We start from the raw sequence: 22,946 nt of genomic DNA, 5'->3' as shown, positions 1-22,946 counted from the left end.
TGATACCTCAGGCCTTTCTTTTTTCGTTAATTATGATGACGAGGTTTTTATGTGCCCTGATAACACACACGCAAAAAAGCGGTACCTGACGCCCGGTAACGATATGCATTATCCCGGTCAGTCAAACCATGACGCTTGCTTTATTCCAGAGAGCGTCCGCCAGTATGCCAGCGAGCCCTTATATATCATCGTCGCGCACTGGTGCCAACAGCAGCAGGACTGGGTCCAACGCAACCAGATATCAGAGGCGTTTCATATTACTGCCAGACGGGCCAGTTACCTGATTGCCTATCTGCGAAGTAAAGCTTCGCGGGTAGTCTGTGTCTGCCGCCATCAGACTCTGCCTAATAAAGCGCTACGCTATGAGATTTATATTATTCGTGTTCTTAACAATCCCAATCCAGCTCGCCGTGAACGGCTCGTAACGCCACCGGTATCCCGGCGCAGGGTCGGGAATGCCGACAAGACGATGGCGAATGTGTTGTGGAACCAGCTGTGCAGTAACAGAAATGCGGGGAAAATCCTGAAAAAGGAGAAAGATGAAGATGACAGGAAATAACCGGATGCCGGTTCGGCAGATCATCGTGCATGGTGACTGCTGGCCGGTAACAACCGCCGTGGCGCATCTGGTCAGGTCAGTACTATCTACGTGTGAGTATGTAATTACGTACACGCTGCCAGTTCTGTTGCAGCAACTGCACCGGAAACCGGAAGCAACCTTAGTATTGTGTCTGCGCCCTCGTGAACATCTTTTTTTGTTTTACGCTCTGAAACAAGCGATCCTGGATCACCCGGTCCTGGTCATCAGTGATGAACTGTTTTTTAGTGACCAGTTGGTACTAAAGGTATATGGGGATATCCCGGCAATTCAGCAGCAGGAACTAACGGAGATGCTTATACGGGTTAAACAAGAAGAGCAATGGTATGGCGGAACGCGTTGTCAAGTGACGAAAAAGCTGGACGATTTTCTGTTATATCCGACCCTGGTGACAGGTTTTCTGGAAGTCCCCCAGATATTCAACAGCCCAAAGCGGCTGATGACCTACATGTCACTGCTGATGCACAGGGAAATTCTGGCATGTGGAGTGAGTCCGGCCCAGCAGCGTCTGCTTGAGGAGGTTTATCGTGGCCGGGGAAGGCTGTCAGCGCTCTGTGGACGGCTGAATGCAAGAGAAAGACAAATCTGGCAAGACAAGTATCGGTTACTGGTGAAATTAGGCATGAGAAATCGGTTACGTGAACTGTTGTACGGCACCCGGTTCTGTATGAATATGCAAAAAACAGTTTTTATGGCTCCGGCAGAAACCGTATTCCCTGACCAGCAGAATGATTTCGCACCACACTCATTCTGATGATGGCGCCAGACGGAGTATTGCTCGGCTCATGAAATGATAAATAATCCATTCACGCAACGCCTCAGGCAATCTGTTCGGCCGCGCATAGCCGTATCCCCGGCTCCCGCAACCGAGTCGGGTTCGAGAATGGCCACTGAGATAATCTATTAATGCCCTGCTTTTTTAATTTAAAAATGTTAAATAGAATTTTGTCGTGGTATAAGGAAAAAAGCCGAACAGGGATGTGTCGAGTAACGGCAAACACGCCTTCGATTTCAAAGACAAATAAAAAGAGACCAAATATGATTTCTACAATAAGTCAACATTAAAATTCCCATTTAAATTCAGACCACTACATAATAATTGAGTATTTTTAACGACTAAAATACGTTATGTTACGTTCTCATAAATTCAATTAGTTATCATTCTTTACGTTTTAATTGGGACGTATTTCTGACCGTTTTGTTTGTCATTTTCCCGCCCCAAAATCCGCACGACCAAATACATCTCCCTCCTCCTCTGGGGAACCCCCAGCACCAGATATTTCCCGATGCTAAAGTGAAGGTTAAGCCCATGTAGACGAATGGCTTGAATAGCGACGCCAGCAAAAGCGATCGTGAAAAACTAAACCGTATGCTGGAGGAAATGTTTGAAGTAACAAATAAGTAGCGGGTTTCGGATTCTCTTGTACTTTCGTATTGTACTAGTAACAGCCACGGTAACTGGCGATTGTTCAGTAGAACAAGTATCAATCTACCGCTCACGCCCCACATAGTATGAGCTGTGGTATTCAGCTTCTTCCTCCAGAGCACTATCAAACTCACATACTCATATGGACATTATCATAATGAACGATAATCCCACGTCACGTTAATCAGCACTGTCTTCTGATAATGAAAACTGAGCGTCACCAATCTACATCCAGGCCGAATAACCGGAACGGATGGCACTTCTCTCTATGCAACTAAATCATCAAGATACAATTATGAAAAATTCAGCAGCATGAAGTTTAAATTTCATGCACTTTATTCATATAATCGTCTGACTCTACTCACCGTAACAAAGGATTGACTTCGTTAAATAAATATAAATTTACTTCTATATCAGACATCTATTTCGGTTTTATTTACGTTTCATGATGTACTTTGAATACTACCCTATGCAATGTATGGAACATGAAGCATACATTGCCAGGATACAATCAACAGCAATACTGTGAACGGATAATATTATGGATATAATTATCATCCTGGTAAAGAATAACATCTCTAAAAACGAATATGATACTGGCGAATACTAATGAAACAATCAAGATCTACGCATTTTTATCTCATTCAATTTAAACAAACAGTCAATAATTCAGCGAATCAACAGGGGAGTAGATGATGAAAAAGAATTTTTTTCACCTTCTGATAATGCTTATCTGCAGCTATATTTCTTTTGCCTACGCGAATATCAGCGACTACAGAGTTATGACCTGGAATCTTCAGGGATCTTCAGCATCTACAGAAAGTAAATGGAATATCAATGTCAGACAGCTTTTAAGTGGTACTGCCGGTGTGGATATCCTTATGGTCCAGGAGGCCGGTGCTATTCCCACCTCAGCGGTTCGTACCGGACGACATATTCAGCCTTTTGGAGTGGGTATTCCCATTGATGAGTACACCTGGAATCTCGGAACCACCAGACGTCAGGATATAAGATATATTTACTACTCGCCTATTGATGTTGGAGCACGCCGTGTGAATCTGGCAATAGTTACCAGACGAAGAGCGGATAATGTTTATGTCTTGCGTCCGACAACTGTCGCATCTCGCCCCATCATTGGCATCGGACTGGGTAATGATGTTTTTCTGACGACGCACGCACTGGCTAGTGGAGGTCCGGATGCTGCAGCTATTGTCAGGGTTACCTATAATTTTTTTAGAACACCTCAGATGCGGCATTTATCCTGGTTGCTTGGCGGAGATTTTAATCGCGCCCCAGACAGACTTGAAAGTGACCTGATGACTGAGCATCTGGAACGACTTGTAACCATAATTGCACCTACAGAACCCACGCAAATTGGCGGTAATATTTTAGATTATGGGGTCATTGTCGATCGAGCACCTTATTCACAAAGGGTTGAAGCATTACGTAATCCTCAACTCGCTTCTGATCATTATCCTGTGGCGTTTGAAGCACAGCATTGTGGATAAGAGACTCATCCACAAAAACGATGTATTTTTCATATTATTAAGCATGATATCTATTAGCAGATAGTAAACAGCAGGAATAGTCAATTCTCCCCAGTATAGAGTTTTGCGATATGTATTCCCTGATAATACAGTACATGGGATTAATAACAGGTAAAATTATGAGTTGTTTTACTACTCCAGCAATAATGGAAATGTTAGGTCATTATAGATGGCGGGTTTACGAACCATTCCGATTTTATCTCAGTGAAGATAAAAATGATGTAATTGAAGTGCCAGTCGGTTTTATTACCGATCTAGCCACTGTTCCGCGTATTTTCTGGTCACTGTTACCACCGGATGGAGAATATGCCAAAGCAGCAATCATTCACGACTACCTGTACCACTATTCACTACGCGACAGAAAAGAATCCGATTTAATATTTCTGGATGGAATGACAGTACTCGGTGTGCCAAAATGGAAACGAACATTAATGTATCTTGCTGTAAGGATGTTTGGATGGAAATATTATGACTCTCATACTTCACAGTCTGATTAACTTTCTCAGGCTGACTTTCAAAATTAACAAAATGGATGGGTTATTAAAAAAGCATGGAAAGCCTCCATGCTTTAAAATAGCAATTATGATTCTTAACGGCTTTACTGTTCCATCGACAGTGACACAAATCGTATTGATGCATCCATCGCAAATAGCCATATTGCAGATTAATGAAAACTACAGTTTAACACGTTCTTTCATCCATCCGTAAATAAATGATTCATTAGCCTGACGCTGTTCAGCCAGTTCCAGATAGCGTTGCCCCTGACTACAATTTAGCGCAAGAATAAGTATCATTTCACCTTCACTTCCCCGGATAGAGAGGAAAAATCTCAACGCCGATAGGGTACGCGAACCAATCTGACTATCCACTATCAAATCCGGATAAAATCTTTGTTGATTATTAAAGACATTCAGCCAACGCTGGAACCACTTAATCGGGATTAATGGCCCCATATTCACACCCGTATCACAAAGCTCAGCAGCGACAGAGTGAGATATCATGGCGACTTGATCGAACCGCGGACCGTACCAGTAATCAGCCTCAAGAATTTTTAACGCTTGATCACGAGTAAGATTTCGCATATCGCCCATGTAGCCATTAGCTCGCGCCCTCATCAGGGTGATCCCCCAGTTAGTTGGACCGCCTCTGTCGTCAGGATGATTAACGTAACCGCCCTCTCTATCGAGGATAGACGCAAAGACTTCATCTTTAGTCATGATAGCTCTTCTCAATATTAATAAAGTACATCACCCGATTTCCATGTTTTATAATACCAGCAGGAATAGTGTCATCATTATCATATGAACATTAATCTTTAATAATAAATCTGTTCAGAAATCAGGAACTATTAACAGCATTGAACAGACTACTGACAGTGGTCTGTTCAATTTAATTTGCAGCATACTTTAACCCTCAATTACCTGAAATGATAAATTGTATTACTGGCCTTGCATCATAAAATGGCATTTTGTACATTTCAGTTTTTTGACCTCTATGTGTCTGACACACGCTATAAATTGAAAAGCATGAACTTATTAACGAGCCAAATGCATCAATCCGTTGCTGTGTATTAGCCTGCGGCTCGGGGAGAAAAGGTATCACTCCTGGATTCGACACACTGCTTATACTTACATAATCGGTATTTATTGTACTTGTACCATCCTTTATCTGACCTGTTGAACTATCATAAACGAGCGCCACAGCCTTTTGAATATTTTCCGGCAAAATAGACAATGTGGAAACATACTCACTTTGTAATCGTATCATGCTTTTTTCATAAGCATTAAAGTGACCGCCTTGCGATTCCAGGTAGTTGACGGATGGAGTCAAACTGTAGAAATTATTGTCTGCGCGAATTTTATATCTGTACAGATTACCCTTGAATTTTGAATGAGAATAGTACGCTCTGGCTATAGCGTATGTTTTATTAATATCTGATGTCGTTACAATATAACGACTGTCACTACTTCCACCAGCACACGATCTTCCACTGATCAATTGCTGTAGGTCCCGATTATATCCAAGTAGAGAGAACCCATCACGAAAAATAACATCCGGTGGATTTGGATCTACACGATAAACAAAATCTATCGCATAGATATCAAAACTGGCTATTATTAAGGTCAGTAATATTAACTTTTTCATTGTTCCACATCCCTCTTACTCTTACTCTTACTCTTAGGCTTACCAGGGCCAAAGCAGTCGGTTGCTGCGCTGCATGACGATAATCCCACGAGGGCATTTGTTGAAAATGTATTTACAAAGGGTTGATTTGTCCAGACATTATGATCATAATAAATCCTTACAGATTGTTCGGTGACGTAAAAATACCTTGCTTGTTCTAGGAGTACTTTAAAAGAAGGAGCCCATACACTCTCATTTGATACTGAGCATGCAATAAGAGGAGTACTACGACTACCATCGGCTTTAACCGCTTTTATGCAAAAATAAGCGCCCCCATCGATCTGGCCAACATGGAACTCACTGATAACTTCGTGTGAAAAATAACCAATATTTTCGTAATCTCCCGTCCACTCAGCGCTGGCGTTGAAAGAACAAATGAGGCTTAATAACGCACAAACAGAGGTGATTTTTTTCATAATACTTCCTCTTAGCTTAGCCAAAAATATTTAAAAGCAGGAATTACTATTACGAATAAACTATTATATCAGTTTAAATTCGTATATGATGGCATTCTTAATAGCCAGGAACTCACTTTACATCTTCGGCTTCACAGGTCCGAAACATTCAGATGTACTACATGAAGAAAGTCCAACAAGTGCATTGGATGATAACGCTTCTATAAAGGATTTATTGCTCCAGACATTTGGTTGAACATACACTCTTATAGAGTGCCCTGTAATATAAAAATTCCTTGCCTGTTCTAACATAATATTAAATGAAGGTATCCATTTAGAATCATGTGAAAGTGCACATGCTATAATCGGTGTCCCTTCTCCTGATTTTTTAACTGTTTTTATGCAAAAATATGCACTGCGGTTAAACTGACCGACATGAAAATCAGAGATAACTTCATCAGAATAATAGTTTATAGAACTATCTCCTGTCCATTCAGCCCACGAACTCAAAGGCCATGCTGTAATTAACAAAGCACAGACAGAAAAAATCTTTTTCATATTAACACCTCACACCTTTATAAACAGAACGAAGCTTGCATTTATTCATTGTGTATCTACCGTGCTCTATTAGAGTTAAACAAAACTATCATAACTTACTTCAACAAAGAGTCACTAGCACAGACTCCTCTCTTCTCATGTCAAGAATAACCATTCATACTATACTATCCGCACATGAAACTTTAACAGCTAATAATAAGCCAGATCTATTTCCATTATTAAAAAATATCACCACCAACACTTTTATCTTCATAATAATAATAAAACAAATTAACCTCTGGTAATGATGAGTACTTATGACAATCGTCTAACATTTTAATTATTAAGTACTCATACAAACCGAAATCTATATATTTCATTTTAGCGTTCGAAAAAAGTGCCTGTGACGGACATTATGCCGAGGCACTGAATACTGCATTCTGGCGGGATCTGGCGTGTTACCAGTTCATTTCTGTGGGGTGGGTAATAAAACTAACCCATGCCAGTCGCATTTGCCGGACGACACTGACAGGGCGCGCCTGACCACACCCGGCATCCATGCCGGATGTTCACCATTTACTCTCTGTCTTCTCCCTGTACTCCCGGTTACGCCATTAACAATTACGATTGGATATTGCATGGTGATTACCTTCAAAAAAGAGAGCACTGTCTCACCAAAACAGCCACACCCGAGCGCACCATGCTGCGATGGCGTTCTCAGCGGTCGCTTTTGTGAATGGTCTCGGGGTTGAAATACGTGGTGAGTGCGCGATGAAGTGGATAAGAAAAAGTCACACTAAATCCGAGGCCTTTAGGTACCAGACAAGCCAGGAACTTACTCTGGATGTTGAAGTAATCTACCTTGAGCAAGTGCTATGACAATGTCATAAGATCCTTGCCTGTCTTTGTAGCAAGTTTTGTCCACCAACTCGGCTTTGCTGATTGTAGGTAAATCTAATATCAGATTAGCAACCTGGATTGCTCTCTGGTACAGCTTTCCTCCTTTTTTCTCCTCATGCCGTGCTTCTATGCCCTGTAGATAGCCGCAATCAGCCAGGGTGAGAAATGTTGCTCTCGGGCATCCCTTCTTTCTTGAAGATTCACTTTCTTTTCAGCAGGGAGAATTTGGCAAATGCACCAGTACCAACGTTGTATGCAAAGGAGTAGAACGCCGCCCTTTCGCTTTCGGGGATACTGACCTTAATCAGTGGATCAATGCGGGCTGCGACCAGTGCAAGGTCTTTATTCAGTAGCGCATCACATTCCGCATCGGTGTAGTACTTGCCTGGAACGATGTCTTTTCCCGTATGCCCGTCGCAGACTGTGAGTACGACTGCCACATCGCGATAGGGTTCGTGGCGCCTGCCTTCCAGATCGTCAAGAAGCGCCGCCGCTATCACTATTGCCCCCGCGCCACCAGCCAGAAGGGCTTTTACTTTATTCTTTAGAACTACCATCCCCCTCCTGAATCTTTAACCGCCGCCACTGAAAATAAAAATTCGTTAGAAATGTCAGCGTACCAAAAATAACGCCACTAAGAATTCCAATTGCCGCCCATTCATCAGGAGTAAATGAGTCGAGGACGGAATAAAGCGTTGTGGCAAAAGACACGCCGTATGACACTCCCGTGGTCATTTTGTCCATTATCATAACTTCCCCTGTCCGGGAGACTAACTATCCGGGTATCGGGTGAGTGGAAAAAGAAAAGGCTACCGAAGTAGCCTTTGATTTAAATAATGAGTGAGTATTGCAGTGCCGGGCGCTACCCGGTGAGCCTTTGGTTGACCTGCCATGACCCGCTATGGTGTCTGCTGCGACATTGGTTAACAGAAGTATATGATCAGTTTGCCCCGTGCTAACGGGATTCACCGCAACATCATTACCATAACATGATAATTTACATGGTTTACTAGTTTAGGATTTATCTGTTTAACTTAACCATAAGAATCAGGCAAGGTTAGAAAACTGCACGATCCAGTCAATTGTGCGGTTCTCCTGCTAAAAGTGATGATGTACTCCTTGTTTATTTCAAATTCAGTATTTACTGCCCGCCTCTTCCCTTGGCGGGTTTTTTCTGCCTGAAATTTGCCCTGTAACAATGAGCCACCGCCGCCGCGTGACCAGCGGGACAACAACGGGGTATATGAAGTCGAACCTCGTATCTACAGTTTAGAAGGCTGCTAATCTGTCAGGATGAGCCAGTGGCGGTTGGTTGTTGTGGTGCCGGGCGTCTCCCGGTGAGTCTTTGGCTGGTTACGCACCGTGACTCGCACGATTATCCGTATCAGCAACCATTTACGACTCCCCGAGCCATGATTTTTAACGGGTGTGGTTTACGCGCAAAACGGGTACTTCATATCGACTTTAGCCATCATAAATCCTGCGATAAGAATCGGTATTCTAAACGATAATCACCGGATTGAATACATGACCCCGAAAGGACAATTCGATATAACTTTATTTGCATTGCAAATTAATCTTTTCCATAAGGAACACCATTAAGAATAATACCAATTTAATTAAAATAACTTGATCTCCCAATTGAAGAATGAATAATAACGAGCCCTGCCAGGGCAGGGCATAGAAATAACTAACGAGAAATAGGTAGGAACAATGAAAAACACCGCTCTGGGTAAGATCATTTTTATCGTCGGCACCGCGTTGCTGCTCGGTGGCTGTAGTGGCATGGCCATGCCACCCTATGCCACCCACGGCACATCGGTCGGCATCATCGCGCCAGCGGGAGGCTATAGCGAGTGGCACACGGATAGCCGCAACCACACCACAGGAGACAGTCACAGCCAGTCACAGGGAAACTGCACCCAAAGTGAAGATAGCCAGCTCAGCAAAAATGGTCTCACACGGACACACCAAAGCAACTGTAACACCCGTAGCCAAACCCACAGCAGTAGCACCAGCAAAACCCGCTCCAGTAGCGTCGGTTTCAGCGTCGGAGGGCCTGTTGGTGCCAGCCTGGGGTTGATCAAGCAGATGGAGTCGATGAACCGTGCGCCTGCTAACGATATGAGTAGTAATGATATGTTCAAAAATTTCGGTTTCTAAGCGCGTAACGCTACCTAGTACCGTCATGGTGTCCAGCCCGGCGGCTATCTTGTAACGACTCGCAGACAGCGCAAATTTTGGTTCACAATAACTGCAACTGAAATCGGACGTGGACTCACGCTAAGTGAGAACGAAATCCGACATCCAGACACAAATGAGAAATTTTTTCATTTACAGTTATTGTGAGCCAGCCAAAATGGATTGCGAGTCCGTATGGCTGATTGCGAGCCCATTTGCATTTAATCCGAGCTGAAAAATGGAATTATTGCGAGTCGTTACAGCTAGTTGCTCTAACCGGAAGAAGACAGTCTAAATCTAACATCGCTAATTCTATTCCTGATACCCCAGTATACCAAAATGGCGACATTGCATTATTTGAACAAAGAGGAAGTTAGCGCTAGTTTACACAAATAGAATCTCCCTGCCTGTCTGTTATCAACAATATTAGCAAACAGGAGGCAGACTCCAATAAACCAGTGCTAATTTTTTCTGGTAAGAGACATTAATCTATTTTTTTGCCATTTAAAGAGCAACTTATCTAAAAGAAATAGTTTGAATACTTTCACTATCAAAAGACCGCCCCAAATAGCCATAACCCAAACAGGCCAATCACTATGCGGCGCATATATATAATTAAGAAAATACATTATTGCACATACAATGATAGCTACTATTATACTTTTTAATAACTTAGCTTCATCTTTTACTCGTTTTTTAGCTTCTGCGATTCGACTATCTAACTCTATACTTTCCGGCAGCGGCTCAGAAGTAAGTTCAGATACACTGACATTAAACACGGAAGCTAATGCGCTAAGTGTTTCTAAACTTGGCACTTCATTATTTTCTATTCGCTGAATAGTCCTTGTGCTGAGCGATGATAACTCAGCCAGTCTTTCTTGAGACCAGGCTCTTTCCAGTCTTAGTTGTTTCACTCTGCTTTCCATAATGGCATACCCTCTGAAATAAATAATCACGGTTTGATTATTGTTGCAGTGCTGACCGTTTATGGCAACGACATCATCATGACACGAACACGACACCAGTATGACAATTTTAATATCAGTTAGTTACAGTCGGTAAGTGACATTTCTACTTTGTGGAATCGGGTGACATTTTAAACTTGCAGTAACAAGACGGGTCCCGTCCACGTTGAAACGACCATGAGATGGTTATTTTCGATGGCTATATGGTCAAAACAAACTGAATAAAAAATGCATAGAACAGAGTGAAAATTGCATAGCGTTTTTTCGTAACGAACACGCTGTTTTATTAACTTTCCTCTGAAAGTGGCAAGAAACAAGCCCCTATGATCTGGGGGATCTTCGTTGAGGTCAGAAATTCAACTCATACCAGCGTAGCGCACTTTTTGCGGCCCGTACTAATACTTTTCTTTTCCCCCTCAATAAAGCCCTCTGCAGTCGCCATAAGACGCCGAATTTCACGTTCTGACAGCTCGCGAGGAATTCACCCAAAAACTCCTGGGCCACACCTCAGAGAACACCACGAAACTCTATCTCGATGAACGCGATAATAAAGCTTACGTGATGCTCTGATTTTGCTGTAAAAGAAATGTTAAACTGGATTTGGATGTGATATAACCAAAAAGGCCAGAATACAGTAATTCGGAAAAATTTCGGATTCAGCGTTGTAAGCTATTGATTTAAAAACAAAAAGAGACCGAATACGATTCCTGTATTCGGTCCAGGGAAATGGCTCTTGGGAGAGAGCCGTGCGCTAAAAGTTGGCATTAATGCAGGCTAAGTCGCCTTGCCCTTTAAGAATAGATGACGACGCCAGGTTTTCCAGTTTGTGACGAAGGTGATTGAAAAAATCTGCCGCCATGTTTGTCATCAGAGATAAAAAAACCGTAACCCTTTTCGTGAAGGTTTACGGTTTTTTATTAAAAATCAGTCAGCTATTTGGATGGATCACAAAGCTTTTCCGCACGTTCGATAAACGGCGCCAGACTCATTTTCTCACCGGGCTTCGCCGGGTTATCCATTTGAATGACGGCAATAGGCTGAGCGCGCGTTTTACCTTCCGCCACTTGCTGTTCGGCAATGTCATTCAAGGGATACTGCACCAGCGTACTGGGGTTGATCGCATAGAGCGCCTGGCCTGGCCGACAGGTCAACATGACCTCTTCCCGATTAAACGCCCACTTGTCTTTTCCTACTTCAAAACGACTTACGGTAATCACCTGCGGCGCCGCCAGCGCAACGCCTGAAGTTGCCAGCAGAAGCAGCGGGAGTAGAATTTTTTTCATTCGTTATGCCAGTCCATCAGAAAGGTTCGAGGGTTGCAAACAGGCTGACGATCGCCAGGACTATGCCTCCGACTCCCCATTCAATTTGCGTCATCCTGACAAACCATATGTCAGCCCGGGGATTTTCCTGTCGCATACGTGGTACGAGAACATACCGATTCGTCAGCGCAATTGCCACCATAAGCACTACCAGCGCACATTTTAACAAAAGCAACTGTCCATAGGTGGTCTGCCAGATGGCAGTAAATCCCGTGATAAATAGCGTGTTGCTAATGCCTGTGAGCAATACGCCCGCCACAAAAAAGTGACCATAACGAGAAAAACGCATCATGGCGCTAATGGCCTGCTGACGCCAGCGTCCTTGAGCCATGCGCATACAATAAACCACTGGCAACAGCCCGCCAAACCAGGATGCAGCGCAGAGTAAATGCAGCGCATGGTTAATTTGCTGTAATGTTCCCGGTACGCCGTCGCGCATCGTCGCATGTCCAACGCCTGCCAACAGAATAAACTGAGCAACGGTCAGAATAAGAAGCCGTCGCTGCATTTTTACCGGCGCAATGACCACCATCACCAGCGTGACCAACGCGAGGATAATTTGCCATATCCAGACCGCGCCAAAACGGGTTTGCAGTACCGCGCTCCACACCGAGACGGAAAACACATCGGGCCAGCCGCCGCCCATCAGCCCGCCCTGAATCGCCAGCATAAAAGCCGCGCTGATAACACTCCAGGCGGCGGCATGTCGTTGCAGATGTAAAAATCGACACGTCATTAAACGACGAATTGATGCTGGCGCCAGCCAGGCGCCGTAAAGCGCACAGCCGTAGACCAGCATCAAACTGGTAAAATGAATAAATCGGAGAGTTATCCAGACGAATGTCAGCATCATTTATTTCACGCTGAAGGTGTATTTCCCTTTTGTTTTATGCCCATCCACCGACACAACATGCCAGTCTACCGTGTAAGTGCCGGGTTTTAGCGGCTGCTCGAGCGGGATAATTAACTGCGTTTTATCCTGTTCGTTTCGCTTTGCCGGTCGCGTTTTGATGGACTCTTGCTGAGGGCCGGTAATTGTTGCGCCGCTGAATCCGGGCTCAATCCCCTCAGAAAAGTTCAGGGTCAGCGCCTGTGGCGCAGCCGTGACGGCAGCATTCGCCGCCGGGTATTGATGCGTCAGGTGCGCATGCGCCCAGGCCGCTGGCGTCGCAAATGTCGATGCCAATAAAAGTAAAGCTAAACGTCGCGATGGTGCAGAAAAAGCCATATTCACTATTCCTTTTTGTTATGCCTACGTTACAGAGAATAACCTTCAACAATCAATGAGTCGAGGATGATCATTTCCATCTTGCCATTACCACGGACTCTTAGTACCTTCTGGCGGCAACAAAAAAGGAGACGCGTATGAAAACGAATCTGGCTCAGCTTGAACAAGCAGAAATGGATAAAGTCAATGTGGACCTGGCGGCAGCCGGGGTGGCATTTAAAGAGCGCTATAATATGCCGGTTGTAGCGGAAGCGGTTGAACGTGAACAGCCAGAGCATCTACGCGCCTGGTTTCGCGAGCGGCTGATTGCCCACCGTCTGGCTTCCGTATCCCTATCCCGGCTACCCTACGAACCCAGGGTTAAATAAAAATTATATAACGTTACACTTCCTTACATGCAGTTGACTACATTATAAGGCGATTCTTAACCTATGCTTTTTAGAATGGCTGTAGAGACTATGAAAAGGAAGTCATTATGTCATCCTGGAAAATTGCCGCTGCGCAATATGCGCCCGTGAACGCCTCGCCGGCGGAACATGTCGCCCATCATCTGGAATATATTGAGCTTGCAGCTCGTCAACAGTGCGAACTACTGGTCTTTCCGTCACTGTCGCTATTAGGATGCGACGAAAGAAATAAACCATTGCCCGCCCCGCCTGATGAGGCGCTTTTACAGCCGCTCACTCATGCGGCCAATACCCACCGTATGACTATCATTGTGGGCATGCCTGTCGAGCATAATTGCCGCTTCGTAAAAGGCATCGCCATTTTTGCCCCGTGGATAACGTCGCCGCTCGTGTTTCACAAAAGTCATGGGGCCTGTATTGCCAGGCAGCGAAGCGCTATCAACGTGGTGGATGAGCAGCCCGAAGGGGTTGATATAGACCCGTCATTTACGTTATTCACAACCAGTCAATGCCTTAACGATCCTGAGCTACATGCTTCTACAGCACGCTTACAACGTTTTTCGCATAAATATGCGTTGGCCGTACTGATGGCCAATGCCTGTGGCAGTAGCTCGCTGTGGGATGAAAGCGGGCAACTTATTGTTCGTGCCGATAGCGGTCCGTTATTACTGACAGGTCTGCGCACAACGGAGGGTTGGCAAGGCGATATCATTCCATTACGCTAAGGTCTTTCGGTGAGGAATGAATCATGTTGCGGATAATAGACACGGAAACCTGCGGGCTGCAGGGCGGGATCGTAGAGATAGCCTCTGTTGATGTCATTGATGGCAACATTGTCAATCCCATGAGTCACCTGATACGTCCCGATCGCCCTATTACGCCGCAGGCGATGGCGATACATCGCATTACCGAAGCCATGGTCGCTGATAAACCGTGGATTGAAGATGTCATACCACTTTATTACGGTAGTCAGTGGTATGTCGCCCACAATGCCAGTTTCGACAGACGCGTATTACCAGAATTGCCGGGTGAGTGGATCTGTACCATGAAGTTGTCGCGACGCCTGTGGCCGGGAATAAAATACAGCAATATGGCACTCTATAAATCACGCAAGTTAAGCGTACAAACGCCGCCGGGGCTGCATCATCACCGGGCGCTTTATGATTGCTATATCACCGCTGCCTTGCTGATTGATATTATGCGAACCACCGGCTGGACCGCGGAAGAGATGGTCAATATCACGGGCCGTCCTGCGCTGTTAACCACTTTCCCGTTCGGTAAATACCGCGGTAAGGCGGTATCTGAAGTCGCAAAACGCGACCCGGGTTATTTGCGCTGGCTTTTTAATAACCTTGATAATATGAGCCCGGAACTTCGCCTGACGCTTAAACACTATCTGGAGGATGTTCAGGCTGGCGAGCAACGCGGCAATGGGACACCATAATAGCCAACGACACTCACAAGCCGTTACGAGACGCGCGTTTACGCGCTATATAAGGTTCCCTGCGCCAGGCCGATTAAAAAGGCGAACTCCAGCGCGACGCCTTCATAGGATTTAAACCGCCCCGACTTACCACCGTGGCCGGAGTCCATATCGGTACATAATAGCAACAGATGATCGTTCGTTTTTAGCTCGCGTAATTTTGCCACCCACTTCGCCGGTTCCCAGTATTGCACCTGAGAATCGTGCAATCCGGTTGTCACCAGCAGGTGCGGATAGTCCTGCGCTTTAACATTGTCATAGGGACTATAGCTTTTCATATAGTCATAATACTCAATGTCCTGCGGGTTCCCCCACTCTTCAAACTCTCCTGTCGTTAATGGGATAGACTCATCCAGCATCGTGGTCAATACATCAACAAACGGTACCTGAGCAATAACGCCGTGGAAAAGCTCGGGACGCTCGTTGATAGCGACGCCCATTAGCATTCCGCCCGCGCTCCCGCCCATCCCGTAACACAGCGAAGGCGAACCGTAGCCCAGTTTTAATAAGGCATCGCAGGCATCAAGATAGTCATTAAAGGTATTCCGCTTTTTGAGGAACTTGCCATCCTCATACCACTGCTGCCCCAGCTCGCCGCCACCGCGAACGTGTACGATAGCGTAAACAAAGCCACGATCCAGCAAGCTCAGTCGACTGCTGCTGAAGTCTGCGTCAATACTGGAACCGTAAGATCCGTAGCCGTAAACCAGAAGCGGATTTTGCCCTTTACGAAAATACTTCTGATGATAAACCAGCGATACCGGCACTTCGACGCCGTCGCGCGCGGTGATCCACAGGTGTTCGCTCCGATAACAGCCAGAATCAAACCCAGGCACTTCCGTCTGTTTAAGTACCCGTCGCTCTCCAGTATCCATATCCAGTTCAAACAAGGTATCTGGCGTCGTCATTGAAGAATAGCCGTAACGCAGCCGGGAGGTCTCAGGTTCAGGATTATAGGCAAGCCACGTCACGTAAGCCGGATCGTCAAAGGCGATGCCTATCACTTCACGGGTTTTACGGTTAATTTGCCGCAGGCTGGTTAAGCCACGTTGACGCTCTTCTACCACTAACCAGTCGGTAAATAGGGTAAACCCTTCCAGCATAATATGCTCGCGCGGAGGGATCAGCTCTTCCCAGGCGTTTTCATTGCGTACGCGGGTACGGTACAACCCAAAGTTTTTACCGTTCCGGTTAGAGCGCAGGTAAAATTTGTGCTGATAGTGATCGAGACTATATTCGTGATCTTTGCGGCGCGGTAAGAATGAAAACGGCTCGGCATCGGCCAGTTCCGCGTCAAGTAATAGCACTTCGCTGGTGGTGGCGCTGGCAAGATGAATCACCACATAATGTTGCGAAGTGGTTTTATGCAGGCTGACATAAAAGGTATCGTCTTTCTCTTCATATACCAGCTCATCTTGCGACGACGGAGTGCCAATCGTGTGCCGCCAAACCTGATAGGGCAGCAAGGTCTTCTTATGTTTACGCACATAGTAAAGGGTCAGGGAATCATTGGCCCAGACGAATTCAGGCGCAACGTTATCCAGCAGTTCCGGATACCAGTTACCGCTTTCGAGGTTACGAAAACGCAACCCATACTGACGGCGGGATAAATAATCTTCTGCCAGCGCCATGATGGTATTATCCGGCGTAATGGCAAGTCCGCCGAGCGTATAAAATTCGCTGTGTGCGGCTCGCTGGTTCGCATCAAGCAAGGTTTCCCATCCATCCCACTCTTCGCTTAACGCCGATTGTCGTTGATAGATGGCATATTCGCAGCCGGGTTCATAGACATAACGGTAGCGATAGCCGTTTTTCACATACGGGGCGGAGACTTCTTTGGGCGGGATGCGATCGATAATTTCTTTTAGAATGCGGTCCTGTAACGCCTGCTGAGAGGTCATGACCTTCCGGCCATACTCATTTTCCCGATGCAGGTAATCAAGGACTTCCGGCTGCGAGCGAGTGTCATCTCGCAGCCAGTAATAATTATCAATGCGCGTGTCGCCATGTACGGTCATGGCATAGGGAATTCGATTGGCTTTTGGCAACATGTCGTTTTTTCTTTTGCGTTAATATTTGTTATATATCACGCGGCAAACACAGCGACTTAGCATAGTCATCCCGGTCACTCACCTTGGTAAGCGCCTGAGATGTCACTGCTTCGCCGCTACCCTGCAACATGAATGACGTAAACTATCCATCCTATAAGGGTGGCAAAAGACACGCATGATGCAAGCGAAACATGTTACTTAATGGCAGGTTATCAGCCAGGTAGCGCCTGTTTTTGCTGCTGCAAGTCCTGCTCGATACCGTCCCGAACATCCTGAGGAATTTTTAGCGCGTCTCCTAAAGCATTCAGGTAGCTACGTTCCATAAAGTGGTCAATATCAATGGCGGCGCAGCTCAGGAAGTAGACTTCAAGGGCTTCTTCTTCATTGCGAACGCCCTGCGCCAGACGTTGTGGATCAAGCGGCTGCTCGATAGCTTTCTCGATAAACACACGCCCTTGCTCTTCCACACCTGATTCTCGCAGTTGGTGCTCAATCGCCGCGCGTTCTTTGGCATCAATATGCCCGTCGCTTTTTGCAGCAAAAACCAGCGCCAGGATCAGTCGCTCAGTGCGAACATCCAGCGGCGTACTTTGGCTGCCGAATTGCGGCTCTCCCTGGTGCGCAGCGCGTACTTTATCTTTGTACTTATTCCACAATACGGAACCCGCCACCGCGCCACCGCCCACCAGCAAAGCGCCAGTACCATATTTGGTTAATAATTTGCGCGAAGACTTATTGGCGACCAACAGTCCCGCCAGACCGCCCAGCGCGCCGGGAACCAGCAATTTATTTAGCCCCTGTTCACCGGAAGACGAGGCGGAAGCGCCTTTTTGCCCAAGAAGTGATTGTAATTGGTTCAACCAGTTAGCCATAGTACCCCTCAAATACAGACCAATAATGGTCAAGCGTACCTGAGGGGATGTCAGGAATTGTCTGTTCCGGCAAAAGAAGCGCAAATTACGCTACTAACGAGGCTTATATTCCGCCGTACCAGCTTTGCAATCAACGATGACCTGATAATGAATGTCGGCACTTTTACCGCGAACGGTAAGTGGAACATTCCATTTATCATTTTGACCGACAACGTCCTGCACATTAACCCACGCGACCGGGTCAGCCTGCCCGACCTTTTTTTGGTCGTCTGCCCACCGCACGATACGATTTTGCTGGTAGTCGCGCTTCACGCTTGCCGCAATCCCGGCGGCATCCAGCCCTTCGCACTGCGGAAACTTAACCGATTTACTCTCGGTGGATGCCGCAAATGCCGATACGCTGGCGGATAGCAACAGCAGGCTCAACAACGCTCCTCTTTTATTCATACTTTTCTCCTTAGCACAATGGTTCAGGAAAAGCATGGTACAAAACGCCGGGAGCGCAAGTGTGGGTTCACGCGGCTTGCTTTTTCGTTTTACTCACGGCGTGCTTTTCAACCGCCTGCGGAGAAGGCAACTTACCGGTTTTCAGGATGGTGCTTAACACCTCTTTATGTTCCGCCAGCCACAGCGACAGCGCTTCGCGCTGCCCATCTTCCAGCACGACTGGCGACTGCTCAAGCCAGGTATCAAGAAGATCGGCAGTATCGAGCATTTTGTCCCAGGCGTCGGCTTCCTTTTTACTGGTAAATGACATCTTCTCCTCACCCTCGCGAATGACTACGTATTTAACTTCAACCGCCATTTTGCAGCCCCTTAGTTAACTGTGTTTATATACAGTATATTGTGAGACAGCAAGAAAAGCAATCTATTCGAAAAGACAGACGCAAACGTTTTCGTATATACTGCGCGCAGGTAAATCAGGGGACAGAAATATGACGCTATTAGGCACAGCGCTGCGTCCGGCAGCAACGCGGGTGATGTTATTAGGTGCAGGAGAATTGGGAAAAGAGGTGGCGATTGAATGCCAACGCCTGGGAATCGAGGTTATCGCCGTCGATCGCTATCCTGACGCTCCCGCCATGCATGTGGCTCACCGTTCACACGTCATTAATATGCTGGACGGCGAGGCGCTACGTCATGTGATTACAGTGGAAAAACCGCATTATATCGTGCCAGAAATAGAAGCGATCGCCACCGATACGCTGTGTGAGCTGGAAGACGAAGGGCTGAATGTTGTGCCCTGCGCCCGTGCTACGCAGTTAACGATGAACCGCGAAGGGATTCGTCGCCTGGCCGCAGAAGAATTAGGTCTGCCGACATCTGCGTATCGTTTTGCCGACAGTGAGGCCAGTTTTCATGATGCGGTAGCCGCAATGGGTTTTCCTTGCATCGTCAAACCGGTTATGAGCTCTTCCGGCAAAGGCCAAAGTTTTATCCGCTCAGCCGAACAGCTCGCGCAGGCATGGGAGTATGCTCAACAGGGCGGACGCGCTGGCACGGGTCGCGTGATTGTGGAAGGCGTGGTTAAATTTGATTTTGAAATTACGTTGCTCACCGTTAGCGCCGTCGATGGCGTACATTTCTGTGCGCCGGTCGGTCATCGTCAGCAAGATGGCGACTATCGCGAATCCTGGCAGCCACAGCAGATGAGCGAACTGGCACTGAAGCGGGCGCAAGAGATTGCCCGTCATGTGGTGCTGGCGTTAGGCGGTCATGGTCTGTTCGGCGTTGAACTTTTCGTCTGTGGCGATGAAGTTATTTTCAGCGAAGTCTCCCCTCGCCCGCACGATACCGGAATGGTGACGTTGATTTCTCAGGATCTTTCTGAGTTTGCGCTGCATGTACGCGCCTTTTTAGGGCTGCCGGTAGGCGCTATTCGCCAATATGGCCCCGCGGCCTCAGCCGTGATTCTGCCGCAGCTTACCAGTCAGAATGTGACGTTTGATAATGTACACGCGGCGGTAGGGGCAGGAGTGCAGGTGCGGCTATTTGGTAAGCCAGAGATCGACGGTGCCCGTCGTCTTGGCGTAGCGTTAGCGACAGGTGAAAACGTTGAAGAGGCGGTGATAAGAGCGCAAAAGGCCGTCAGCCGCGTGATAGTAAAAGGCTAATGCGCCATAGCCTGATGGCGACGCTAGCGCGTCTTATCAGGCCTACAGTTCGCAACTCATAGGCCCGATAAGCAAGCGTCATCGGGCATTTAACGGCTTACTGCTTTGCGCCTTCTAGCGCTTCACGCGCCAGTTTGGTGATGCGATCGTAATCACCCGCTTCCAGCGCGTCGGCCGGCACCAGCCAGGAGCCGCCGATGCACAACACGCTTTTCAGCGCCAGATAGTCACGATAGTTTGCCGGAGAGATGCCGCCGGTTGGGCAGAAACGTACCTGAGAGAACGGACCGGCAATCGCCTGTAACGCTTTGGTGCCGCCATTCGCTTCCGCCGGGAAGAATTTGAACTCTTTCAGACCATAGTCCATGCCCAGCATCAGTTCGGAAACGGTGCTAATACCGGGGATCAATGGAATCGTACCTTCCGTTGCGGCTTTCAACAGTGGCTCAGTCAATCCCGGGCTAATCGCAAACTGCGCGCCCGCTTCCGTCACCTCCGCCAACTGTTGCGGATTGAGAACGGTTCCGGCGCCGACAATCGCTTCCGGCACTTCTTTAGCGATAGCGCGAATAGCATCCATCGCGCACGCCGTACGTAAGGTCACTTCCAGAACGCGAACGCCCCCGGCCACCAGCGCTTTAGCCATTGGCACCGCGTGCTCCAGTTTATTGACTACAATGACCGGGACAACCGGGCCGGTGGTCAGGATTGCTTCTGCACTTGTTTTCCAGTTTTTCATCGGAATTCTTCTCTCGCCTGATTACAAATGTGTCATCTTAAAAAGTGATACAGGTTGCGCCTTGCTCCGCACCCGACAGCTTCTCGCGCAGCGCGCCGAACAACTCACGTCCCGTTCCGACGCGCGACGCGCGCAGGTCCGGAATATGAGGCTGGCGAACGGCAAGTTCTGCCTCGTCGACCAGCAGAGTTAACTCACCTGTCTGTCCATTCACGCGAATGATGTCGCCATCGCGCACTTTTGCCAGTAAGCCGCCATCGTAGGCTTCCGGCGTTACGTGGATAGCTGAAGGCACTTTACCCGAAGCGCCTGAAAGTCGTCCATCTGTAACTAACGCGATTTTGAAACAGCGGTCCAATAATACACCAAGTGGCGGCATGAGTTTATGTAATTCTGGCATTCCATTCGCTTTTGGTCCCTGATGACGCACGACAACGACACAATCCCGGTCAAGCAGACCCGCGTCGAACGCAGGCAGCACATCATGCTGACTTTCAAATACCACGGCAGGCGCTTCAATGATCTGATTTTCAACCGGTACCGCAGACGTCTTCATCACTGCGCGTCCCAGATTACCGCTCAGTACCTTAGTGCCGCCGTGGGGAGAGAATGGCTTATCAAAAGAGGCAATCACATCGCTATCCAGTGACGTTTCCGCGCCTTCACGCCAGTCCAGCTCGCCGTTGTTGAGCCAGGGTTCCAGCGTATAGCGTTTCAGGCCGAAGCCTGCGACAGTGTTAACGTCTTCGTGCAGCAATCCGGCATTGAGCAACTCGCGTACCAATACCGGTACGCCGCCCGCCGCCTGGAAGTGGTTAATGTCCGCCGGGCCGTTCGGATACAGGCGCGCCATCAACGGTACCACTTCCGACAAATCCGAGAAGTCATCCCAGTTGATCAGAATTCCCGCCGCGCGCGCCATCGCAACCAGATGCATGGTGTGGTTGGTGGAGCCGCCGGTAGCCAACAGCGCGACAATGCCGTTCACCACGACTTTCTCGTCGATCATTTTACCGAGCGGCATCCACGTATTGCCATTGCCGGTAAGACGAGTTACCTGACGTGCGGCAGCGGCAGTCAATGCCTCGCGCAGCGGCGCATCCGGATGCACAAACGAAGAACCCGGCAACTGCATCCCCATAAACTCCACCACCATCTGGTTGGTGTTGGCGGTGCCGTAAAATGTACAGGTGCCCGGCGCATGGTAAGAGGCGGCTTCCGACTCCAGCAGCGCCATTCTGTCTACTTTTCCTTCCGCATATAGCTGACGAATACGGACTTTTTCTTTATTCGCCAGGCCGCTCGCCATCGGGCCTGACGGAACAAAAATCGCGGGTAAATGACCAAAAGAGAGCGCTGCCATCGCCAGCCCCGGGACGATTTTGTCGCATACGCCGAGGAATAACGCGCCGTCGAACATATTGTGAGAGAGCCCTACCGCCGCCGACATCGCTATCACTTCGCGGCTGAGTAATGACAACTCCATGCCGTCCTGCCCTTGCGTAACGCCATCGCACATTGCCGGTACGCCGCCTGCGACCTGACCTACCGCGTTCACGGAATGCAGCGCCTGGCGAATGATCTCCGGATAATGTTCATACGGTTGATGCGCAGAGAGCATGTCATTGTAGGAAGTAATGATGGCGATATTATTGCGCAACATACTTTTCAGCGAGGCTTTGTCCTCTGGCTGACAGGCGGCGAAGCCATGCGCCAGGTTGCCACAGGCCAATTGAGAGCGGTGAACCGTGGCGGTTTTCGCCTGCTCAATACGGGCAAGATAGGCTTTTCGGGTCTGCTGCGAGCGTTCAACAATTCGCTGTGTTACGCGTAACAAATTAGGATTCATAGAGGCTCCTGAAATTTAGCTGTCCGACTACCGGGTTTACTATGTGTTTCATCAATGTGGAAAGACAGCGAACTACATGATGTCCGGCGATAATGGGGCAAAATCGTTTCAGGCAGTGTAATAAAAAAAGCCTCGCGGGTGAATCCAC

General features: G+C 47.5%; 25 protein-coding genes and 2 pseudogenes. 10 read left to right on the top strand and 17 right to left on the bottom strand.

Features of this window, described 5'->3' with window-relative positions; genetic code table 11:
* Positions 1 to 49: 49 nt before the first annotated feature.
* From AC3G3F_RS04105 to AC3G3F_RS04085, 5 genes and pseudogenes are all read left to right on the top strand, one after another.
* Positions 50 to 559, top strand: coding sequence for a CaiF/GrlA family transcriptional regulator (locus tag AC3G3F_RS04105; RefSeq protein ID WP_023247746.1), 510 nt, complete (start codon positions 50 to 52; stop codon positions 557 to 559).
* A complete protein-coding gene (locus AC3G3F_RS04100) occupies positions 546 to 1,352 on the top strand; it encodes a transcriptional regulator (protein WP_070789210.1) in 807 nt (268 codons plus the stop codon). The genes AC3G3F_RS04105 and AC3G3F_RS04100 overlap by 14 nt, the downstream gene beginning before the upstream one ends.
* A gap of 516 nt (positions 1,353 to 1,868) precedes the next feature.
* Positions 1,869 to 2,003: pseudogene (locus AC3G3F_RS04095) on the top strand (DinI-like family protein); the annotation flags it as partial.
* Between the two features lie 716 nt (positions 2,004 to 2,719).
* Positions 2,720 to 3,532 (top strand): cytolethal distending toxin subunit B family protein, encoded by an 813-nt coding sequence (cdtB, locus tag AC3G3F_RS04090; RefSeq protein WP_053529091.1) that lies wholly within the window; start codon positions 2,720 to 2,722, stop codon positions 3,530 to 3,532.
* A 158-nt stretch (positions 3,533 to 3,690) separates the two neighbouring features.
* Positions 3,691 to 4,068: a DUF1353 domain-containing protein gene (locus AC3G3F_RS04085; protein WP_053507861.1), complete on the top strand. Its 378-nt coding sequence runs from the start codon at positions 3,691 to 3,693 to the stop codon at positions 4,066 to 4,068.
* 177 nt (positions 4,069 to 4,245) lie between these two features.
* Here AC3G3F_RS04085 and AC3G3F_RS04080 read toward each other — a convergent pair whose 3' ends face one another.
* From AC3G3F_RS04080 to AC3G3F_RS04050, 7 genes and pseudogenes are all read right to left on the bottom strand, one after another.
* Complete coding sequence (locus tag AC3G3F_RS04080) at positions 4,246 to 4,788, bottom strand: glycoside hydrolase family 108 protein (protein ID WP_053507860.1); 543 nt, start codon at positions 4,786 to 4,788, stop codon at positions 4,246 to 4,248.
* Positions 4,789 to 4,984: 196 nt separating this feature from the next.
* A complete protein-coding gene (gene artA / locus AC3G3F_RS04075) occupies positions 4,985 to 5,716 on the bottom strand; it encodes a pertussis-like toxin subunit ArtA (protein ID WP_488394491.1) in 732 nt (243 codons plus the stop codon).
* Positions 5,713 to 6,171, bottom strand: coding sequence for a subtilase cytotoxin subunit B (locus AC3G3F_RS04070; protein ID WP_220652646.1), 459 nt, complete (start codon positions 6,169 to 6,171; stop codon positions 5,713 to 5,715). The genes artA and AC3G3F_RS04070 overlap by 4 nt, the downstream gene beginning before the upstream one ends.
* A gap of 117 nt (positions 6,172 to 6,288) precedes the next feature.
* Entirely contained in the window at positions 6,289 to 6,708 is a 420-nt protein-coding gene (locus tag AC3G3F_RS04065; RefSeq protein ID WP_023245929.1) for a subtilase family AB5 toxin binding subunit, read from the bottom strand.
* An 814-nt stretch (positions 6,709 to 7,522) separates the two neighbouring features.
* On the bottom strand, positions 7,523 to 7,744 hold the full coding sequence (locus tag AC3G3F_RS04060; RefSeq protein WP_371113465.1) for a DUF6979 family protein: 222 nt from the start codon (positions 7,742 to 7,744) through the stop codon (positions 7,523 to 7,525).
* A gap of 49 nt (positions 7,745 to 7,793) precedes the next feature.
* Positions 7,794 to 8,144, bottom strand: a pseudogene (locus AC3G3F_RS04055) (lysozyme); the annotation flags it as partial.
* Positions 8,125 to 8,331: a phage holin gene (locus AC3G3F_RS04050; protein ID WP_053507936.1), complete on the bottom strand. Its 207-nt coding sequence runs from the start codon at positions 8,329 to 8,331 to the stop codon at positions 8,125 to 8,127. The pseudogene AC3G3F_RS04055 and the gene AC3G3F_RS04050, both read right to left, overlap by 20 nt.
* 969 nt (positions 8,332 to 9,300) lie before the next feature.
* On the opposite strand from AC3G3F_RS04050, the gene AC3G3F_RS04045 reads away from it, so the two are divergent.
* A complete protein-coding gene (locus AC3G3F_RS04045) occupies positions 9,301 to 9,750 on the top strand; it encodes a hypothetical protein (RefSeq protein WP_023245926.1) in 450 nt (149 codons plus the stop codon).
* 479 nt (positions 9,751 to 10,229) lie between these two features.
* On the opposite strand, the gene AC3G3F_RS04040 is transcribed toward AC3G3F_RS04045, so the two are convergent.
* From AC3G3F_RS04040 to yobA, 4 genes are all read right to left on the bottom strand, one after another.
* Positions 10,230 to 10,694 (bottom strand): helix-turn-helix domain-containing protein, encoded by a 465-nt coding sequence (locus tag AC3G3F_RS04040; RefSeq protein WP_053528959.1) that lies wholly within the window; start codon positions 10,692 to 10,694, stop codon positions 10,230 to 10,232.
* A gap of 971 nt (positions 10,695 to 11,665) precedes the next feature.
* Positions 11,666 to 12,016 carry a YebY family protein gene (locus tag AC3G3F_RS04035; RefSeq protein ID WP_023246226.1) on the bottom strand — a complete coding sequence of 117 codons (351 nt, stop codon included), beginning with the start codon at positions 12,014 to 12,016 and terminating at the stop codon, positions 11,666 to 11,668.
* A gap of 16 nt (positions 12,017 to 12,032) precedes the next feature.
* Positions 12,033 to 12,908, bottom strand: coding sequence for a copper homeostasis membrane protein CopD (gene copD, locus AC3G3F_RS04030; RefSeq protein WP_072158693.1), 876 nt, complete (start codon positions 12,906 to 12,908; stop codon positions 12,033 to 12,035).
* Positions 12,909 to 13,283: a CopC domain-containing protein YobA gene (gene yobA / locus AC3G3F_RS04025; RefSeq protein ID WP_023246228.1), complete on the bottom strand. Its 375-nt coding sequence runs from the start codon at positions 13,281 to 13,283 to the stop codon at positions 12,909 to 12,911.
* A gap of 137 nt (positions 13,284 to 13,420) precedes the next feature.
* On the opposite strand from yobA, the gene AC3G3F_RS04020 reads away from it, so the two are divergent.
* The 3 genes from AC3G3F_RS04020 (at position 13,421) to exoX (ending at position 15,134) form a co-directional block, all read left to right on the top strand.
* Positions 13,421 to 13,651 carry a DNA polymerase III subunit theta gene (locus AC3G3F_RS04020; protein ID WP_023246229.1) on the top strand — a complete coding sequence of 77 codons (231 nt, stop codon included), beginning with the start codon at positions 13,421 to 13,423 and terminating at the stop codon, positions 13,649 to 13,651.
* A 107-nt stretch (positions 13,652 to 13,758) separates the two neighbouring features.
* Positions 13,759 to 14,415 carry a carbon-nitrogen hydrolase family protein gene (locus tag AC3G3F_RS04015; protein WP_023246230.1) on the top strand — a complete coding sequence of 219 codons (657 nt, stop codon included), beginning with the start codon at positions 13,759 to 13,761 and terminating at the stop codon, positions 14,413 to 14,415.
* Positions 14,416 to 14,438: 23 nt separating this feature from the next.
* Complete coding sequence (gene exoX, locus AC3G3F_RS04010) at positions 14,439 to 15,134, top strand: exodeoxyribonuclease X (RefSeq protein ID WP_023246231.1); 696 nt, start codon at positions 14,439 to 14,441, stop codon at positions 15,132 to 15,134.
* 38 nt (positions 15,135 to 15,172) lie between these two features.
* Here the strand turns inward: exoX and ptrB are convergent, their stop codons facing one another.
* From ptrB to yebG, 4 genes are all read right to left on the bottom strand, one after another.
* A complete protein-coding gene (gene ptrB / locus AC3G3F_RS04005) occupies positions 15,173 to 17,224 on the bottom strand; it encodes an oligopeptidase B (protein WP_023246232.1) in 2,052 nt (683 codons plus the stop codon).
* A 212-nt stretch (positions 17,225 to 17,436) separates the two neighbouring features.
* On the bottom strand, positions 17,437 to 18,096 hold the full coding sequence (locus tag AC3G3F_RS04000; protein WP_023178693.1) for a tellurite resistance TerB family protein: 660 nt from the start codon (positions 18,094 to 18,096) through the stop codon (positions 17,437 to 17,439).
* Between the two features lie 93 nt (positions 18,097 to 18,189).
* Positions 18,190 to 18,543: a protein YebF gene (yebF, locus tag AC3G3F_RS03995; RefSeq protein WP_053508933.1), complete on the bottom strand. Its 354-nt coding sequence runs from the start codon at positions 18,541 to 18,543 to the stop codon at positions 18,190 to 18,192.
* A gap of 67 nt (positions 18,544 to 18,610) precedes the next feature.
* Entirely contained in the window at positions 18,611 to 18,901 is a 291-nt protein-coding gene (yebG, locus tag AC3G3F_RS03990; protein ID WP_023246234.1) for a DNA damage-inducible protein YebG, read from the bottom strand.
* Between the two features lie 130 nt (positions 18,902 to 19,031).
* Here yebG and purT point away from each other — a divergent pair, with 130 nt between their 5' ends.
* Positions 19,032 to 20,210 (top strand): formate-dependent phosphoribosylglycinamide formyltransferase, encoded by a 1,179-nt coding sequence (purT, locus tag AC3G3F_RS03985; protein WP_226295779.1) that lies wholly within the window; start codon positions 19,032 to 19,034, stop codon positions 20,208 to 20,210.
* A gap of 97 nt (positions 20,211 to 20,307) precedes the next feature.
* Here the strand turns inward: purT and kdgA are convergent, their stop codons facing one another.
* Entirely contained in the window at positions 20,308 to 20,949 is a 642-nt protein-coding gene (gene kdgA, locus AC3G3F_RS03980; protein ID WP_053508930.1) for a bifunctional 4-hydroxy-2-oxoglutarate aldolase/2-dehydro-3-deoxy-phosphogluconate aldolase, read from the bottom strand.
* Positions 20,950 to 20,986: 37 nt separating this feature from the next.
* The gene (edd, locus tag AC3G3F_RS03975; protein WP_023246236.1) at positions 20,987 to 22,798 is read right to left on the bottom strand and encodes a phosphogluconate dehydratase; all 1,812 of its coding nucleotides are present in this window, start codon (positions 22,796 to 22,798) and stop codon (positions 20,987 to 20,989) included.
* Between the last annotated feature and the right edge of the window lie 148 nt (positions 22,799 to 22,946).

This window comes from Salmonella sp. FC25216 (genome assembly GCF_057751355.1).
Note: the sequence above shows the minus strand (reverse complement) of the source record. Positions and strands in the feature narration are given on the sequence as shown.

Excerpts from the sequence above, each read along its gene's own strand:
- AC3G3F_RS04020 (WP_023246229.1), top strand. The coding sequence starts at position 13,421 with ATGAAAACGAATCTGGCTCAGCTTGAACAAGCAGAAATGGATAAAGTC.
- AC3G3F_RS04070 (WP_220652646.1), bottom strand. The coding sequence starts at position 6,171 with ATGAAAAAAATCACCTCTGTTTGTGCGTTATTAAGCCTCATTTGTTCT.
- yebF (WP_053508933.1), bottom strand. The coding sequence starts at position 18,543 with ATGAATAAAAGAGGAGCGTTGTTGAGCCTGCTGTTGCTATCCGCCAGC.
- yebG (WP_023246234.1), bottom strand. The coding sequence starts at position 18,901 with ATGGCGGTTGAAGTTAAATACGTAGTCATTCGCGAGGGTGAGGAGAAG.
- purT (WP_226295779.1), top strand. The coding sequence starts at position 19,032 with ATGACGCTATTAGGCACAGCGCTGCGTCCGGCAGCAACGCGGGTGATG.
- AC3G3F_RS04080 (WP_053507860.1), bottom strand. The coding sequence starts at position 4,788 with ATGACTAAAGATGAAGTCTTTGCGTCTATCCTCGATAGAGAGGGCGGT.
- ptrB (WP_023246232.1), bottom strand. The coding sequence starts at position 17,224 with ATGTTGCCAAAAGCCAATCGAATTCCCTATGCCATGACCGTACATGGC.
- kdgA (WP_053508930.1), bottom strand. The coding sequence starts at position 20,949 with ATGAAAAACTGGAAAACAAGTGCAGAAGCAATCCTGACCACCGGCCCG.
- AC3G3F_RS04000 (WP_023178693.1), bottom strand. The coding sequence starts at position 18,096 with ATGGCTAACTGGTTGAACCAATTACAATCACTTCTTGGGCAAAAAGGC.
- AC3G3F_RS04050 (WP_053507936.1), bottom strand. The coding sequence starts at position 8,331 with ATGGACAAAATGACCACGGGAGTGTCATACGGCGTGTCTTTTGCCACA.
- artA (WP_488394491.1), bottom strand. The coding sequence starts at position 5,716 with ATGAAAAAGTTAATATTACTGACCTTAATAATAGCCAGTTTTGATATC.
- AC3G3F_RS04100 (WP_070789210.1), top strand. The coding sequence starts at position 546 with ATGACAGGAAATAACCGGATGCCGGTTCGGCAGATCATCGTGCATGGT.
- cdtB (WP_053529091.1), top strand. The coding sequence starts at position 2,720 with ATGAAAAAGAATTTTTTTCACCTTCTGATAATGCTTATCTGCAGCTAT.
- edd (WP_023246236.1), bottom strand. The coding sequence starts at position 22,798 with ATGAATCCTAATTTGTTACGCGTAACACAGCGAATTGTTGAACGCTCG.
- copD (WP_072158693.1), bottom strand. The coding sequence starts at position 12,908 with ATGATGCTGACATTCGTCTGGATAACTCTCCGATTTATTCATTTTACC.
- AC3G3F_RS04015 (WP_023246230.1), top strand. The coding sequence starts at position 13,759 with ATGTCATCCTGGAAAATTGCCGCTGCGCAATATGCGCCCGTGAACGCC.
- yobA (WP_023246228.1), bottom strand. The coding sequence starts at position 13,283 with ATGGCTTTTTCTGCACCATCGCGACGTTTAGCTTTACTTTTATTGGCA.
- AC3G3F_RS04035 (WP_023246226.1), bottom strand. The coding sequence starts at position 12,016 with ATGAAAAAAATTCTACTCCCGCTGCTTCTGCTGGCAACTTCAGGCGTT.
- exoX (WP_023246231.1), top strand. The coding sequence starts at position 14,439 with ATGTTGCGGATAATAGACACGGAAACCTGCGGGCTGCAGGGCGGGATC.
- AC3G3F_RS04040 (WP_053528959.1), bottom strand. The coding sequence starts at position 10,694 with ATGGAAAGCAGAGTGAAACAACTAAGACTGGAAAGAGCCTGGTCTCAA.
- AC3G3F_RS04065 (WP_023245929.1), bottom strand. The coding sequence starts at position 6,708 with ATGAAAAAGATTTTTTCTGTCTGTGCTTTGTTAATTACAGCATGGCCT.
- AC3G3F_RS04105 (WP_023247746.1), top strand. The coding sequence starts at position 50 with ATGTGCCCTGATAACACACACGCAAAAAAGCGGTACCTGACGCCCGGT.
- AC3G3F_RS04045 (WP_023245926.1), top strand. The coding sequence starts at position 9,301 with ATGAAAAACACCGCTCTGGGTAAGATCATTTTTATCGTCGGCACCGCG.
- AC3G3F_RS04085 (WP_053507861.1), top strand. The coding sequence starts at position 3,691 with ATGAGTTGTTTTACTACTCCAGCAATAATGGAAATGTTAGGTCATTAT.